This is a genomic window from Bradyrhizobium sp. SSBR45G (assembly GCF_030159255.1).
GTDB lineage: Bacteria > Pseudomonadota > Alphaproteobacteria > Rhizobiales > Xanthobacteraceae > Bradyrhizobium.
Window position 1 is genome coordinate 50,684 of the sequence record NZ_BSCT01000034.1, and the last position, 15,202, is coordinate 65,885.

Consider the following 15,202-nt stretch of genomic DNA (forward strand, 5'->3'; position numbering starts at 1 on the left):
TCAAGACGTTGCAGCGCTAGACGTCTTCGCTGCCGCCGTCATCGCCGCCAAAATTGTCGTCGGCGTCGAAATCGGCGGCGTCGCTGTCATTGCCGCTGTCGTCATAGCTCGCCTGATCGAACAGGCCGGCCCGGCCGCCGCCGTCGCCTGAGCGGCCGATATCGTCGAGGCCGGCGTCGCGCGCCAGCGAGCCGCCGGACTGATCGCTCCACGGGCTGGCGCCACCGCCGCGCTCCTCGATGATCGTGGTGTCACCGAACGCCTGATGCTGGCCGCCGCCCATCATCGAGCGGATGCCGCCGAGCAGCAGCGAGCCGCCGACCATGCCGGCTGCGGCCGCCGCCGCCGTGCCGAGAAACGAGCCGCCTCCGCCGCCAAACATGCCGCCGCGAGGCTGGCCGAAGCCGCCCTGGTCATAGGGGCCCGGCTGAGCGGGATACCCAGGTTGACCCTGCGGAAGCGCCTGTCCGCTGTTCCAGACCGGCCGGCTCGGTGACGGCGGAGGAACGTTGGGAACCGAGCCGCGGCTGCTGCCCGAGCCGAAGATGCTGTCGCGCATCGAATCGAGGAAACCGCCGGACTGAGCCTGCTGCGGCGCCTGGGCGTGCTGCAGCTCCTCGATGCGGGCGTTGGCACGCTTCAAGGCCTCGTCCTGCACCAGCACCGTCTGCACCAGCGCATAGACGGCATTGGGCGCCTGCTGCAGGCCCTGGGAGATGGCGGCGGCGGCTTGCGGATCACGCGGCGCACTCTCCAGCCTGGCAAGCCGGTCGAACAGATCGTCGATGAGTTGGCGTTCTTGCGGTGTCATGTGGTTCTCCTGCCGCTGAGCCTTGTTCCGGCGAAGCGCGGCCAAGATTTAGGGGGACTTTGTGATCCGGCCAGTCGGGCCGCGGATTAAATTTCCGTATGCGACAAGGCGTCTTTCGGGTTTGGTGTCTTTCGGGCTTGCGCAGCGCTTTCGACCATCCACACCGCCTCCATTCGGGATGAAACGCCGCCATCAGGCGTTTTGTTCGTCGTGAGCTTTCAAAGATGGTTCAGGCGAGCGTCATGCGGTGACGGTCCAGCAAAGCGGGGAAGTGCTCTCCGGCGAGATAGGCATGTTCATGCTCGCGCTGCGCGGTCAAAGGATCGAGCGCGACGAGGATGTCGTCGACAAAGCCGGGATGGCACATCACGAGCCCGTGCTCGGGCAGCTGGCTCAGGAAGCCGTCCATCAGGCTGCCGAAATCCGACGCCTTGGTGAAGTCGTAGGCGCCGGCGAAGGCGGGGTTGAATGCGATCTCGGCGCGCCTGGCGTGGCGTCGGAATTGCGCGCTGAGCGCGTCGAGCAGCAGTGCCTTCGGCGCTGCCAGCCGCTGCCGCAGCGGAAGGTTGCGGCCGCCCTGGCGGACCCAGGCCGACGGTGCTGCGTCCTTCACCGCGGCGAGAAAGCCCTCGCGTACCTGCGGATACAGCTGGGCGTGCTGGTGACCGTCGACGAAATCGGGCGCGCGGCCGAACAGCTCGGCGAAGGCGGCGAGCTGAACCAGCACCTCGGCCTGGATCATCTCCGGATCGAGCCGGCGGGCCAGCCCGGCGCGCAGCAGCTTGGGAAAGGGCAGGAACATGCCGCCTTCAGCGGGACGGAAATGCATCGTCAGCGGTCGGAACGGCGCGGTCAGCGTGACGTGGAGACCGATGGCGCAGCGCGGGCTGTCGGCGGCGACCTTGGTCAGCTCGCTCACCTCGTCGCGGCCGATCGCTGCGCCCACGGTCATCACCGAGGTCGCGTTCAAGCGGCCACGCGCGATCAGGTCGCGGATGGCGCTGTTGACCCCGGGACTGATGCCGTAGTCGTCGGCGCACAGCCAGATGCGCCGGTGCGGCGCGTCGCTCATTCGGCGGCGTTCCGCTCAGAGCCGTCGCTACGCGCATCGAGCGCGGCGCGCTTCTCGCTGTGCTCGGCGACGAAGTAGATCGGCCGCGCCTTCAGCTCGGACAGGATCTTGCCGATATACTCGCCCATGATGCCGATCATGATCAGCTGCACGCCGCCGATCGTCATCAGGCCGACCATCAGCGAGGGATAGCCGGGCACCGACTTGCCGGTGGTCAGCGTCTCCCACAGGATCGAGAGGCCGAACAGGAACGCGCCCGACGCCAGGAGGATGCCGAGCAGGCTCGCGAAGCGCAGCGGCGCGACCGAGAACGAGGTCAGGCCTTCGATCGACAGGCCGAGCAGGCTGGTCACGTTGAACGTCGTGACGCCATGCGCGCGGGCCGCCGGCTCGTAGTCGACGCGGACCTGGCGGAAGCCGATCCAGCTCGCCAGGCCCTTGAAGAAGCGGTTGCGCTCCGGCAGCTGGCGCAGCGCGGCCACCGCGCGCGGCGACAGCAGGCGGAAGTCGCCGGCGTCTTCGGGAATCTTCTGGCGCGCGCCCCAGTTGATCAGGGCATAGAAGCCGTGCACGGCGACGCGGCGCAGGAACGGCTCGTTGTCGCGATGCGCCTTGGCGGTATAGACGACGTCGTAGCCGTCCTTGATCCAGTGCGAGACGAGCTGCTCGACCAGCGCCGGCGGATGCTGGCCGTCGCCATCCATGAACAGCACGGCGCCGCGCCTTGCATGATCGAGGCCGGCCATCAGCGCCGCCTCCTTGCCGAAATTGCGCGACAGCGACACGATTTGGACGTCGAGCGCATCGGCCTGCAGGGTGCGCGCGATCGCGAGCGTGTTGTCGCGGCTGCCGTCGTCGACATAGACCAATTCGCAGGCGAGGCCGAAGCGCTGGCGCAGCGTGCGGGCGAGATTGTTCAGCCGCTCGTGCAGCGCCGTCAGGCCCGCGCCCTCGTTGTAGACGGGGATAACGATCGACAGTCCCTGCGACGCGGCATCGGCCGCGGTCGTGGTCAGGTCGGACACGTCAGTTCCCAACATCGCTCAGAGTCCTCGTTCTCCTACCAACATATGGTAGTCGCGTTCACCTGTCGCTACGATGAACGGCGATTTATGATCGCAGGAAGGCCTCGAGGCGGGCAAACAGCGGATTCTCGCGGTCGAGCACGTAGTCGAGCGAGGCGACCGACACCGTCTCGGCGCCATGCGCGCGCAGGAAACTGCCGAGCGCGTAGATCTGCGCCGGCGGGCAGTGCAGGGTCAGCATGCCCGACGAGGTCGGGCCGCCGAACGGCGCGACGACGCCGAACCGGTTGTGCGCCTCGGCCAGCATTGCTGCGTCGCACCCTTTGAACCGGGTGCGGACCTCGCGGTATTTGCTGGCGCGGGCACGGGCATGGATGTGGTCGAGGATGATCCGCGCGCTCTCGCGCGGGCCCTCTGACCAGTCGGCATCGCGCGAGGCCACCAGATTGGCCTGGCTGCGCAGGATCACGCCGTCGTCGAGCACCTTCAGCCCATTGGCGGCGAGCGTCGAGCCGGTGCTGGTGATGTCCACGATCAGCTCGGCGGTGCCGACGGCGGGAGCGCCCTCGGTGGCGCCGGCGCTTTCGACGATGCGGTAGTCGACGATGCCGTGGGAAGCGAAGAAGCTGCGCGTCAGGTTGATGTATTTGGTGGCGACGCGCATGCGGCGATTGTGCTGGGCGCGGAAGCCGGTGGTGACATCGTCGAGATCGGCCATGGTGCGGACGTCGATCCAGGCCTGCGGCACGGCGACCACGACATTGGCGCCGCCGAAGCCGAGCGTGTCGATCAGCAGCACGCGCTTGTCGGCATCGGTGATGCTCTCGCGCACGAGGTCCTCGCCGGTGACGCCGAGATGCACCGTGCCGCGCGCCAATTGCGAGGCGATCTCACCCGCAGAGAGATAGGCGATCTCGACATTGTCGAGGCCTGCGATGGTGCCGCGATAATCGCGCGCACCGCCCGGCTTGGACAGGGTCAGCCCGGCACGGCCGAAGAAGGCCTCGGCATTCTCCTGCAGGCGCCCCTTCGAGGGAACGGCGAGGACGAGGGGGCCGCTCATGATGCTCTCCCGCGCGCGGGCTGCCCCGCGGCGCTGCTCGTGGCCAGGCGCTCGATCCAGATCGAGAAGCCGACGGCGGGAATGGATTCGGCGGCGCCGAGCTGACTCAGCAGGCCATCGTAACGGCCGCCCGCAACCAGCGGCTCGTCGCCATTGGCCGGGCGATGCAGCTCGAATTCGAAGCCGGTGTAGTAATCGAGGCCGCGGCCGAAGGCGGTCGCGAACCGCACCTTCGCGATGTCGATGCCGCGTGCCGCCATGAAGCCGGCGCGGGCTTCCAGCGCGTCGATCGCCGCCGAAATGTCCAGCCTGGCGTCGGCGGCGAGCGCGCGGAGCTGCGTCACCGCCTCCGCCGGGCTGCCGGCAATGGCGAGGAAGCGCTTGATCAGCTCGAGCGCGTCGCGCGGCAGCGCGCCGCTCTTCAGGGTCGATTGCTCCAGGAAGCGGTCGGCGATCTCGGCCACCGTGCGGCCGCCGACGGCGGTGGCGCCGGCGATCGACATCAGGTCGGTGACGAGGGCGAGCGCCGCCTTGCGGTCGGAGCCGGCTAGCGCGGCGAGCACGCCCTCATACTCGTTGCGCGGCGCCACTGCGGCGCTCGCCAGCCGCTCCAGGTCCTGCTCCAGGGTGCGCTTGCGGTTGAAGTCCTTGATCAGCCGGCGCCGCCACACCGGGTAGAGATTGAGCGCGTCGATCAGCGCCGTGAACAGCGCCACGTCGCCGGTGCGGATGTCGATCGCAGCGAGGCCGGCGGTCGAGGTGGCCTCGATCGCCAGCGCCAGCATCTCGGCGTCGGCCGCCGGGTGGTCCTTGCGGCCGAATGATTCGATGCCGGCCTGCAGGAACTCGCTGGGACGGCCACTGCGGTAGCGAAATACGGGTCCGAGATAGCTGAACCCGGCCGGCTCGCCGGCCCGGGCCGAGGCCAGATAATCGCGCGCGACGGGAATCGTCAGGTCCGGGCGCAGGCAGAGCTCCTCGCCGCCGGCATCCGTCGTCAGATACAGGCTCTTGCGGATGTCCTCGCCGGAGAGGTCGAGGAACGGCTCGGCCGGCTGCAGGATCGCCGGCTCGGCGCGGGCATAGCCGGCCTCGGCAAAAGACTGCAGCAGCGTGTCCGCCCACGCGGCGGGTCCGGTCGGAGCGGGTCCGGTCATATCGGTCTTGGTTCCAATGGCAGCGCGCGCCGCCGGTGCGGCGGCGGCAGCCCCTTAGCATGCTCATCCCGCGGTTTCGACACTGAATGGTCGTTGCCGGCCACACAATCGGCCGGGAGCTTAACGGTTGCGCCAATCGCCAAGGGCCGCCTGGACCAGCGCCAGCGCGGCGACGCCGGCGGTATCGGCCCGCAGGATGCGCGGCCCGAGCGCCAGCCTGACCACCTGCGGCTGCCGCAGCAGCAGCTCGCGCTCGTCGGCGGCAAAGCCGCCTTCCGGGCCGATCAGCAGATCGATGCCGGCCTGTTCACCCGTGCCGCGCAGAGCCTGCAGCGGATCGGCGACCTCGGCCGCCTCGTCGCAGAACACCAGGAGACGGGAGGCCATGCGGTCGCGCAGCAGGCGCTCCAGCGGCACCGGATCCTTGACCTCGGCCAGGCTGAGGATGCCGCATTGCTCGGCCGCCTCGATCACGTTGGCGCGCATGCGCTCGCCATTGATCCGCGACACCTGGGTGTGGCGGGTGATGACCGGCTGCAGCTGCGCGGCGCCCATCTCGACCGCCTTCTGCACGATGTAGTCGAGCCGCGCGTGCTTGAGCGGGGCAAACACATAGGCGATGTCCGGGAGCTGATCCTGCGGCCGTATCCGCTGCTGGAGGATCAGGCTCTCGGGCCGCTTGCGGCCTGCGATCGCCGCCCGCCACTCGCCGTCACGGCCGTTGAACACCAGCACAGGATCGCCGGCGCCGAGGCGAAGCACATTGCCGAGATAGTTGCTCTGGTTGCGCTCCAGCGCGACCGCGCCACCCTCCTGCAGGGGGGCATCGACGAACAGGCGCGGGGCGGTGAAGTCGTATTCGGGCATGGTGCGTACGGGGGAAGCGAGGGACGGATGTTGCTTATCGGAGCGGACGCCGTCCGGAAAGCCGGCGCGGGCTTGCAGGCTGGCACCGGCGATGGCCCGTTTCGGCCGCGCTGTCGACAGATTTTACCGTTTGGATGATGCGAGGACTGGCGATCGTCCATTGGGCTCGGTTCCCGACGATGCGGGAAGCCTCGGCTCTGAGCCCTGGCGAGGAGAGACAAACGTGATCAGCAGACACTCCATTTGGGTCCTCTGGGCTCTCGCCGCGGCTATCGTGACCATGGCCTCCGGGCCGTCCCGGGCCGACGACAAGAGTGTGGGAGCTCCCCAGATGGCCAATCCGGCGGCTCCTGGCGATGTCACGGCGGGGGGCTTTCGCCCGCCCGCGAGCTGCCTGAAGGATTTCACGCCGCTGCGCGACGAAGCCGCCCGCCGCGCCCAATTGCTGAAGACCGCGACGGGGCGTCGTTTCGCACCGGGGGAGGCCTGCCGGCTGGTGCACGACTACGAGCTCGCCCAGACCAAGATGATCGACTACGCGGTTGCGCATGCCTCGAGCTGTGGAATCCCGGCCAAGATCACCGACCAGCTGAAGGCGAATCACGAAAATACCTTGTCGGTGATGCGCAAGGTTTGCACCGTGACCTGGAACGTCGTGCCCGGTACCGGGGTGGCCTTGGCGTTGCCGGGATCGCAGGAGCGGTCTTGAATGCAGCTTGCAACCGGCTTTCGGACCATCTCACGCAACCTGGGCGTTCAATGACCGAATTTCCGGCCTGAATCCGGGACTTCAGACGAGAGCCGGGCGGTTCACCGGCATGGAACTTTGGCTGCGTCTCTCCGCCGCGGAGCTGATCAACTCCGCAGTTGTGCTCGGCGGGCGAGAATCGTAAAAGCCCCGGACTGGATCGCGCTTTCATCGGGAAGTGTTGAGGATTCTTGGTCTTGCCGGAGAACCAGCCTTGATCATCCGTCATCCCCTGGTGCCGTTCGCCGTCGCTGCTGTTCTGCTCTCTGCCGGCCATGCTCTGGCGCAGAGCGCGTTTCCTGCACCGCTGCCTGGCCAGACCCAGAGCAACGCGTCGCCGTTTCCGCCGATCAACGGCAATGCGCCTGCGCCGATGGCCGCGCCTGCGAATGCATTCCCCCCGGCGGCCGGCCCGGCCGCTTTCGGAGGCGGCGGTGGTGGCTTCGCGCCGCCGCAGCAGCAGGCCGGCCCGTCGGACAGCTGCATGAAGGACTTCGTGCCGCTGCGCGAGGAGGCCGAGCGCCGCGGCAAGCTGATCCAGGAGGCGAGCAAGAAAAAAGCCACCCCGGTCGAGGCCTGCAAGCTGTTCAGGAACTTCAGCCAGGCCGAGATCAAGATGATCAAATACGTCGAGGCCAACTCCGCCCGGTGCGGCATTCCCGGCCAGATCGCCGAGCAGTTGAAGACCAACCACAAGGGCACCGAAGGCATTCAGCAGAAGGTCTGTAACGTCGCCGAGCAGATGCAAAAGGGCGGCAGCCCGGCCCAGCCCGGCCTCAGCGACGTCCTCGGCACGTCGGCCGCATTGCCCGAAGCCAACACGGGGAAGAAGGGCGGCTCGACCTTCGATTCGCTCACCGGCAATCCTCTTACCCGATGAGCGACAGCGCCGTCCGCGTTGCTGACGCGACCGGCAATTGGGTCGACACGCTGGCGCCGCTCTGGAGCCGGCCCTATCTGCGGCTCGCCCGCTATGATCGCCCGATCGGATCCTGGCTGCTGTTGATGCCGTGCTGGTGGTCGGCCGCGCTGGCGGCCGGGATGCTGGGCCGTCTGTCGATGCTGCCGATCTGGATCGGGCTGTATTTCGTCGGCGCCTTCGCGATGCGCGGCGCCGGCTGCACCTGGAACGACATCACGGACCGCGATCTCGACGCCAAGGTGGAGCGCACGCGCTCACGGCCGATTCCGGCGGGGCAGGTGGGCGTCAAGCAGGCGCTGGCCTTCCTGGTTGCCCAGGCCCTGATCGGCCTCGTGGTGCTGCTGCAGTTCAACCGCTTCGCGATTGCGACCGGCATCGCGTCCCTGATCATCGTTGCGATCTACCCGTTCATGAAGCGCGTCACCTGGTGGCCGCAGACGGTGCTCGGCCTCGCCTTTTCCTGGGGCGCGCTGATGGGCTTTGCGGTCGCCTTCGGGCGTCTCGATGCCACCGCGCTCCTGCTCTATGCGGGCTCGATCTCATGGGTGATCGCCTATGACACGATCTACGCGCATCAGGACGCGGAGGATGATGCGCTGATCGGCATCAAGTCGACAGCGCGGCTGTTTGCCGAGCGGACGCATCTGGCGCTCTGCATCTTTTACACGCTTGCGGTCGTGCTGATCGGAGCGGCATTCGCAACCGCCCATGTGCATGTTGCAGCGTGGCTCGGCCTCGCCGCTTTCGCCGGCCATCTCGCCTGGCAGATCCGACGGCTCGACATCGCCGATCCGGCGCTGTGCCTGCGGTTGTTCAAGTCGAACCGCGACGCCGGACTGCTGCTGTTCGCAGGACTTCTGGTTGACGCCGCGCTGCGCGCCGCCTGATCAGTCCCGTGCGATGATCTCGCGCTCGCCACGATGCACCGACACCGGATTGAGCAGGTGCCCGACACGGCGGCGCATCAGAAAACGTGGACGACGGGAGCGGATGGCGTTGCGGCGCCGGCGCCGGGGCGCAGCGTCCCGCTTCGGCTCCTGCAGCTGCGGGAGCGCGAAGGTCTCGCTCCACATCGCCCAGGCGGCTACGATCTCGTCCTGGTCCTCGCTGACGCACAACGGGATGCTCAGCGAAGGGTCGCGGTGAAGCAGGATCAGCATCATCTGCGTGTCGTCGACGTCGCGCAGGACGATGCCGAGGAAATCGCTGACCCGGAGATTCACGGCCATGCGCATGCCGCTGACGGCACGGCGCAGGACCACGCGCTCGCGGTGCAATTCGATCTGCCGGATCCCGCCATCGGCACGGGTGTCGTGCGCGCTGAACGAGACGGGCAGGGAAAGAGGGTCGAGCCGCACAGCGCGGCCCGACCCAGCGGAATTGCTTCCGCCTGTTGCTGTTTGACGCCTCACGGCCTGGTCTCCCCGCCGGAATTATGTTCCCGGTCGATGCGTGAGACCTTGCCACGCGCCTTTGCCGTATCAGCTTAAGAAGCCTGGTTAATCAGCCGTCACGCATGATCCTCTTACCGTCATGATTGACAACCGCTTGCCTCGCATGATTGACGAGACCTTGCCGATTTGCCGACAATCCGCAGAGTCGTCGCCGCCCTGCTTGAAGTCGGCGTGACCAGGCCACATTTCGTCTGGATTGAGCCGTCTTCGCCGCCCCTGACATCGATCGGATCGTGTACGTGACCTCTTCCCCCGCAGCCGCTGCTTCGTCGACCTCCGTCCCATCAGATCTGTTCGATCAGTCCGCCCTGAGAACGCTCGCCGAGCGGCTGGTCGAGGCCGCAAGGAAGGCCGGCGCCGATGCCGCCGACGCGATCGCGGTGCGCGGCATCTCGCAGGGCGTCGAGGTCCGGGACGGGCGCGTCGAGGAAGCCGAACGCTCCGAAGGCGACGATGTCGGCCTGCGGGTGCTCGTCGGCAAGCGCCAGGCGGTCGTCTCCACCAACGACGTCAATGGTGACGGCGTGGCCCGGCTCGCCGAGCGGGCGGTGGCGATGGCGCGTGTGGCGCCCGACGACAATTACGTCGGCCTCGCCGATCCGGCGCTGCTGGCGCGCGACATCCCCGAGCTCGATCTGCTCGACCCGAACGTTCCCTCGACCACGGAGCTGGAGCGGCGCGCCCAGGAGGCGGAGGCCGCGGCGCTCGCCGTGAAGGGCGTCACCAAGTCGGGTGGCGCGTCGGCCTCGGCCGGCATCGGCGGCATGGTGCTGGTGACCAGCAGCGGTTTTCATGGCGCCTATCTGCGCTCGAGCCAGAGCATCTCGGCCACCGCGATCTCCGGTGAAGGCACCGGCATGGAGCGCGACTACGACTACACGGCGGCCCCGCACGGCATCGATCTGCTGGCGCCTGCAGCCGTCGGACGCAGCGCCGGCGAGCGCGCGGTGGCCCGCGCCAATCCGCGCAAGGTCGCTACCTGCCAGGTGCCGGTGGTGTTCGATCCCCGCGTCTCCGGCTCGCTGGTCGGCCATCTCGTCGGCGCCATCAACGGCGCATCGATCGCGCGCAAGACCAGCTTCCTCAAGGACAAGCTCGGCGCGCAGCTGTTCGCCAAGGGCATTCGCATCATCGATGATCCGCTGCGTCGGCGCGGGCTGCGCTCGCAGCCGTTCGACGCCGAAGGCGTCAAGGTGAAGCAGACGGCGCTGGTCGACGACGGCGTCCTCACCACGTGGCTGCTGGACTCGGCCACGGCCCGCGAGCTCGGCCTGGTCACGACCGGCCATGCGCATCGCGGCGTGTCGTCCTCGCCGTCGCCGGGACCGTTCAATCTGCATCTCGAGGCCGGCGTCGTGACCGCCAAGGAGCTCATCTCCGACATCAAGCAGGGCTTCTACATCACTGACCTGATCGGCTCCGGCGTCAATGGCGTCACCGGCGACTACAGCCGCGGCGCCTCGGGCTTCTGGATCGAGAACGGCGAGATCGGCTATGCCGTGAGCGAGGTGACGATCGCCGGACATCTGTTCGAGATCTTCAAGTCGATGACTCCGGCCAGCGATCTCGAATTCCGCTATGGCGTCAATGCGCCGACGGTGCGCATCGAAGGATTGACGCTTGGCGGACGGTGAGACCGGTGACCTCGGCCTGGCGGCAGATGCCGGGCTTCTGAAGGAGGCCGTGCGCGAAGCCGGCGAGCTCGCGCATGCGATGTTCGGCACAGAGCTGCGCAAATGGACCAAGGGGGCATCGTCCCCGGTGTCCGAAGCCGACATGGCCGTCAATGCGCTGCTCGAGGGCAGGCTGAGATCGGCGACCCCGGACTATGGCTGGCTGTCCGAGGAGAGCGCTGATGACAGGACCCGGCTCGGCTACCGCCGGGTCTGGATCGTCGATCCGATCGACGGCACCCGCTCCTACCTCGGCAGCCGCAATGATTGGTGTGTGAGCGTCGCATTGGTCGAGGACAATTCTCCGGTCCTTGCCGCGGTATATGCCCCGTTGACCCAGGAGTTCTTCTTCGCGGCGCGGGGGCAGGGCACCACGCTCAATGATCAATCCGTTCACGCGTGCCAGGGCACCGCGCTGGACTTTTCGCGCGTGGCCGGTCCCAAACCGCTGGTTGAGCGGCTGGCTCCGGATTCGACCCGGGTTGAGCTCCACCCGCGAATCGGGTCGCTGGCCCTGCGCCTGTGCCGAGTCGCGCATGGCGCGCTCGATGCCGCTTTTGCAGGCGGACAAAGCCGCGATTGGGATCTTGCGGCGGCTCATCTGATCGTGCAGGAAGCGGGAGGTAAAATGACCGCGTTGTCCGGCGAGGCGATCCTCTATAATCGTCCGGAAGTGGTGCACGGGGTGCTGGTGGCAGCGGGCCGCGACCGACATGCTGATATCGTCGCGCAGTATCGCAGATTACCGCCGGACTGAACGCCCCGGGGCTTGCACCCTCCACGTCGCCTGCAAGGCGCTGATTAGGAACGGACCCGATGACAGATAGCGCCTCGCAGCAGCTCCTTCACCTCGTGATCGGCGGCGAGCTCGTCAACCTCGAAAAGAACGAGTTCAAGGATCTCGACAAGGTCGACATCGTCGGCGTCTACCCCAACTATGCGTCGGCCCACGCCGCCTGGCGAGCCAAGGCTCAGATGACCGTCGACAACGCCCACATGCGCTATTTCATCGTTCACCTGCACCGGCTGCTCGATCCCGGTCAGGACGCGAAGTAAGACGCAAAGCTTCCGACTTGAAACATCTCATCCGCAATATGCTGCGCAGCGGCTGGTTCCAGCGCGCCGTCGGGTTCCTCGCGGCCGAGTACCTGCGCCTGGTCTGGCTGACCAACCGCTTCACCTACGAGCCGCCCGAGGTCTACGACATCGTCGAACCGCAGATGCCCGCGATCTTCGCGTTCTGGCACGGCCAGCATCTGCTGACGCCGTTCATCAAGAACAAGCCGAGCTACCGCGCCAAGGTGCTGATCTCCAAGCATCGCGACGGCGAGTTCAACGCCATCGCCGCCGAGCGCCTGGGCATCGGAACCATCCGCGGCTCCGGCGATCACGGCGGCTCCTTCCACCGGAAAGGCGGAGTGGGGGCCTTCAGGGAGATGGTGCAGGCGCTCGAAGACAACTATAATGTGGCATCGACCGCCGATGTGCCGAAGCGCGCGCGGATTGCGGGTCTCGGCATCATCATGCTCGCGCGTGAGTCAGGACGTCCGATCATGCCCTTCGCAATGGTCACGAGCCGCTTCGTCCGCCTGAAGAATTGGGACAGCACCACCATCAATTTGCCATTCGGCCGCGGCGCATTGGTGGGAATCAAGGAAATCAGCGTGCCGCGCGATGCCAACGCCGCTGCCATGGAGCAGGCGCGCCTCGACCTCGAGGCGACGCTGAACCAATGCATGCGCCGCGCCTATGAGATCGTTGGCCGGCCCGATGCATGTCCGCCTCCGGTGTCGGAGGCGTCTCGTGGCTAGTCCGCTGCCGATGGCCCTGCGCGTCTACCGCGGGTTGTCCTCGGCGGCGGTGCCGCTTGCGCCGGCCCTGATCAGGCAGCGGCTCAGGCATGGCAAGGAGGATCCGGAGCGGACCGATGAGCGGCGTGGCCTCAGTCACGACACCCGTCCGCAGGGACCTCTGGTCTGGATTCATGGCGCGAGCGTCGGCGAGGTGCTGGCGGCGGCGGCCTTGATCGAGCGGCTGCGCGCCCTGAACATCCGCATCCTCATCACCTCCGGCACGGTGACCTCGGCCGCGATCGTCGCCAAGCGCTTCCCGGCCGACGTGATCCATCAATACGTCCCCTATGACACGCCGCGCTTCGTCGAGCGCTTCATCGATCATTGGCGCCCATCGCTCGGCCTCTTCATCGAATCCGACCTGTGGCCGAACCTGATCCTGGCCGGGGCCTCGCGGCGGGTGCCGATGGTCGTGATCAACGGCCGCATGTCGCCGCGCTCGTTCCCGCGCTGGCGCCGGATGTCCGGGGCGATCTCCGCCCTGCTGGGACGCTTCGACATCTGCCTGACCCAGTCGGACGCCGACGCAGACCGGTTTTCCGCGCTCGGCGCCCGCAACGTCGTCACGACAGGCAATCTCAAGCTCGACGTGCCGGCGCCGCCGGCCGATGCGGCGAAACTGGACCGGCTCACCGCCATGACGCGTGGGCGTCCGGTGGTCGTTGCCGCATCCACGCATCCGGGCGAGGAGGAGATCCTGATCGCGGCCCACAAGGCATTGTCCGGATCCTATCCATCGCTGCTCACCGTGATCGTGCCGCGCCATCCCCATCGCGGTCCCGCCGTGGGTGAGCTCGTCGCCAGTGCGGGGCTGCAGGGCGCGCTGCGGTCGCGCGAGGAGCAGCCGCTGTCCGGGACCGATATCTATGTCGCGGACACGATGGGTGAGCTCGGCCTGTTCTACCGGCTCGCGCCGATCGTGTTCATGGGCGGCTCGCTGGTGGAGCATGGCGGCCAGAACCCGATCGAGGCCACCAAGCTCGGGGCGGCGATCGTGCACGGGCCCCACGTCTTCAACTTCACGGACGTCTACCAGGCGCTGGACAAGGCGGCCGGGGCACGGCTTGCGCATGATCCGGAGGCGCTGGTGCGGCAGCTTCGTCAACTGCTCGCCGATCCCGCGGCTTGCAACGGCCTCGTCGCCGCCGGATCCCGCGTCGTCGAGCAGCTCGGCGGCGCGCTGGATCGGACGATGTCCGCGCTCGAGCCCTATCTGCTCCAGATCAGGCTGGAGATGGGGGCTGCCGGCGATGCGTGAGCCGGCCTTCTGGCATCGGCCACCGTCCTGGCAATCGCGTCTGCTGCTCCCGCTCTCGATGCTGTACGGCGCCGTGGCGGCGCGCCGCATGGCGCAGAGCGGCATCGATGCCGGCGTGCCCGTGATCTGCGTCGGCAATTTCCACGTCGGCGGCGCCGGCAAGACGCCGACCGTGCTGGCGCTGACGGCTTTGCTGCGCGCGCAGGGCGAGCAGCCGGTTGTGCTGAGCCGCGGCTATGGCGGGCGGCTGCAGGGGCCCGTGCTGGTTGATCCGGCGACGCATGATGCGGCCGACGTCGGCGACGAGCCGCTGATGATGGCCGCGCAAGTGCCCGTGGTGGTGTCGCGCGCGCGGGCCGAAGGCGTCGGGCTGGCGAAGGCGCAGGGCGCGTCCGTCATCCTGATGGATGACGGATTTCAGAATCCGTCGATCACCAAGGATCTCGCGCTGATCGTGATCGATGGCGCGCGCGGACTCGGCAATGCGCAGGTGTTTCCCGCCGGACCGCTGCGCGCGCCGCTGCCGCCGCAACTGGCGCGCACCGACGCGTTGATCGTCGTCGGCCGCGGCGATGCAGGCGAGGCCGTTGCGTCACGCGTGGCTGCGGCAGGAAAACCGGTTTTCAGAGCCCAGCTGCAGCCGGACCCGCGGGTCGTCGCAGCGCTTGCCGGCTGGCCCATCCTTGCGTTTGCGGGGATCGGCGATCCCCAGCGCTTCTTCAGGACCCTTCGGGCCTGCGGGCTCGACATCAAGGCCGAGCGCGCGTTTCCCGATCACCATCCCTTCAGCGCGGAGGACATCAAGACGCTGGAGGAAACTGCCAGGCGCGGCGGCTTGACCCTGGTCACGACCGAGAAAGATCTCGTGCGGCTTCGCCGCAAGGACGCGGGCCAGCCAGACCCTGCGCTGACGGCATTTCCGGTCACGCTGCAGGTCAGTGATGTCGCCGCTCTGCGTACATTCGTCGCGCAGCGGCTGTCCGCCGCGCGGCAGCCTCAGCCGCTCGCCTTCAGTGCGCCGGGGTAGTGCCGTTGCAGCACGGCGCTCGGCAGCGCATAGGCTTCCTGCAGGTCGACGCTCCAATATTTCAGCTCATCGAGCGGAATCCGCGCATCGGTGACGGCGCAGCGCACGTAGCTTCCTGGCGAAATAACGCGGAAATCACCATCCAGATACTGCACCTGCGCTTCCCCCTGGCCCGAGGGACCGAACTTGTTGAGCACGTCCGCGATCTCCAATTCATGCACGCCAGCGGCGGCACGACACGCCAATTTCGGCGGGTTTCCTAGCACAGATGG

At 67.6% G+C, this 15,202-nt stretch carries 17 protein-coding genes; 9 read left to right on the forward strand and 8 right to left on the reverse strand.

Translation table 11 applies throughout. The features are described from left to right. Positions 1-16: 16 nt before the first annotated feature. The 6 genes from QQL87_RS29405 to QQL87_RS29430 all read right to left on the reverse strand — a co-directional run bounded on the left by QQL87_RS29405 (position 17) and on the right by QQL87_RS29430 (position 5,995). Positions 17-811 (reverse strand): DUF2076 domain-containing protein, encoded by a 795-nt coding sequence (locus QQL87_RS29405; RefSeq protein WP_284422609.1) that lies wholly within the window; start codon positions 809-811, stop codon positions 17-19. Positions 812-1,040: 229 nt separating this feature from the next. Continuing rightward, entirely contained in the window at positions 1,041-1,883 is an 843-nt protein-coding gene (locus QQL87_RS29410) for a ChbG/HpnK family deacetylase (protein ID WP_284422610.1), read from the reverse strand. Next, entirely contained in the window at positions 1,880-2,923 is a 1,044-nt protein-coding gene (locus QQL87_RS29415) for a glycosyltransferase family 2 protein (RefSeq protein WP_284422611.1), read from the reverse strand. The genes QQL87_RS29410 and QQL87_RS29415 overlap by 4 nt, the downstream gene beginning before the upstream one ends. 70 nt (positions 2,924-2,993) lie before the next feature. Continuing rightward, positions 2,994-3,971 (reverse strand): ATP phosphoribosyltransferase, encoded by a 978-nt coding sequence (gene hisG, locus QQL87_RS29420; RefSeq protein WP_284422612.1) that lies wholly within the window; start codon positions 3,969-3,971, stop codon positions 2,994-2,996. After that, positions 3,968-5,128: an ATP phosphoribosyltransferase regulatory subunit gene (locus tag QQL87_RS29425; RefSeq protein ID WP_284422614.1), complete on the reverse strand. Its 1,161-nt coding sequence runs from the start codon at positions 5,126-5,128 to the stop codon at positions 3,968-3,970. Before QQL87_RS29425 ends, hisG begins: the two co-directional genes overlap by 4 nt. A gap of 120 nt (positions 5,129-5,248) precedes the next feature. After that, a complete protein-coding gene (locus tag QQL87_RS29430; RefSeq protein WP_284422615.1) occupies positions 5,249-5,995 on the reverse strand; it encodes a 16S rRNA (uracil(1498)-N(3))-methyltransferase in 747 nt (248 codons plus the stop codon). Positions 5,996-6,326: 331 nt separating this feature from the next. Between QQL87_RS29430 and QQL87_RS29435 the strand changes: the two genes are divergently transcribed. The 3 genes from QQL87_RS29435 (at position 6,327) to ubiA (ending at position 8,552) form a co-directional block, all read left to right on the forward strand. Next, positions 6,327-6,704, forward strand: coding sequence for a hypothetical protein (locus QQL87_RS29435; protein WP_284422616.1), 378 nt, complete (start codon positions 6,327-6,329; stop codon positions 6,702-6,704). 253 nt (positions 6,705-6,957) lie between these two features. Further along, complete coding sequence (locus QQL87_RS29440) at positions 6,958-7,623, forward strand: hypothetical protein (RefSeq protein WP_284422617.1); 666 nt, start codon at positions 6,958-6,960, stop codon at positions 7,621-7,623. Then, entirely contained in the window at positions 7,620-8,552 is a 933-nt protein-coding gene (gene ubiA, locus QQL87_RS29445) for a 4-hydroxybenzoate octaprenyltransferase (protein WP_284422618.1), read from the forward strand. Before QQL87_RS29440 ends, ubiA begins: the two co-directional genes overlap by 4 nt. Here ubiA and QQL87_RS29450 read toward each other — a convergent pair whose 3' ends face one another. Then, entirely contained in the window at positions 8,553-9,077 is a 525-nt protein-coding gene (locus tag QQL87_RS29450; protein ID WP_284422619.1) for a DUF6101 family protein, read from the reverse strand. Between the two features lie 281 nt (positions 9,078-9,358). Between QQL87_RS29450 and QQL87_RS29455 the strand changes: the two genes are divergently transcribed. From QQL87_RS29455 to lpxK, 6 genes are read left to right on the forward strand one after another with little or no spacing between them, the layout of a single operon-like run. Continuing rightward, positions 9,359-10,753, forward strand: a complete 1,395-nt coding sequence (locus QQL87_RS29455; RefSeq protein WP_284422620.1) for a TldD/PmbA family protein — start codon at positions 9,359-9,361, stop codon at positions 10,751-10,753. A gap of 49 nt (positions 10,754-10,802) precedes the next feature. Next, complete coding sequence (locus QQL87_RS29460; protein WP_284422622.1) at positions 10,803-11,549, forward strand: 3'(2'),5'-bisphosphate nucleotidase CysQ; 747 nt, start codon at positions 10,803-10,805, stop codon at positions 11,547-11,549. A gap of 59 nt (positions 11,550-11,608) precedes the next feature. Further along, positions 11,609-11,848, forward strand: a complete 240-nt coding sequence (locus QQL87_RS29465) for a DUF4170 domain-containing protein (RefSeq protein ID WP_284422623.1) — start codon at positions 11,609-11,611, stop codon at positions 11,846-11,848. A 17-nt stretch (positions 11,849-11,865) separates the two neighbouring features. Then, on the forward strand, positions 11,866-12,603 hold the full coding sequence (locus tag QQL87_RS29470) for a lysophospholipid acyltransferase family protein (protein ID WP_284422624.1): 738 nt from the start codon (positions 11,866-11,868) through the stop codon (positions 12,601-12,603). Next, positions 12,596-13,903 carry a 3-deoxy-D-manno-octulosonic acid transferase gene (locus QQL87_RS29475; protein WP_284422625.1) on the forward strand — a complete coding sequence of 436 codons (1,308 nt, stop codon included), beginning with the start codon at positions 12,596-12,598 and terminating at the stop codon, positions 13,901-13,903. The genes QQL87_RS29470 and QQL87_RS29475 overlap by 8 nt, the downstream gene beginning before the upstream one ends. Then, complete coding sequence (gene lpxK / locus QQL87_RS29480; RefSeq protein WP_284422626.1) at positions 13,896-14,930, forward strand: tetraacyldisaccharide 4'-kinase; 1,035 nt, start codon at positions 13,896-13,898, stop codon at positions 14,928-14,930. Before QQL87_RS29475 ends, lpxK begins: the two co-directional genes overlap by 8 nt. Here lpxK and QQL87_RS29485 read toward each other — a convergent pair. Further along, complete coding sequence (locus QQL87_RS29485) at positions 14,900-15,127, reverse strand: DUF2093 domain-containing protein (protein WP_284422627.1); 228 nt, start codon at positions 15,125-15,127, stop codon at positions 14,900-14,902. The two genes, lpxK and QQL87_RS29485, sit on opposite strands and share 31 nt — an antisense overlap. Between the last annotated feature and the right edge of the window lie 75 nt (positions 15,128-15,202).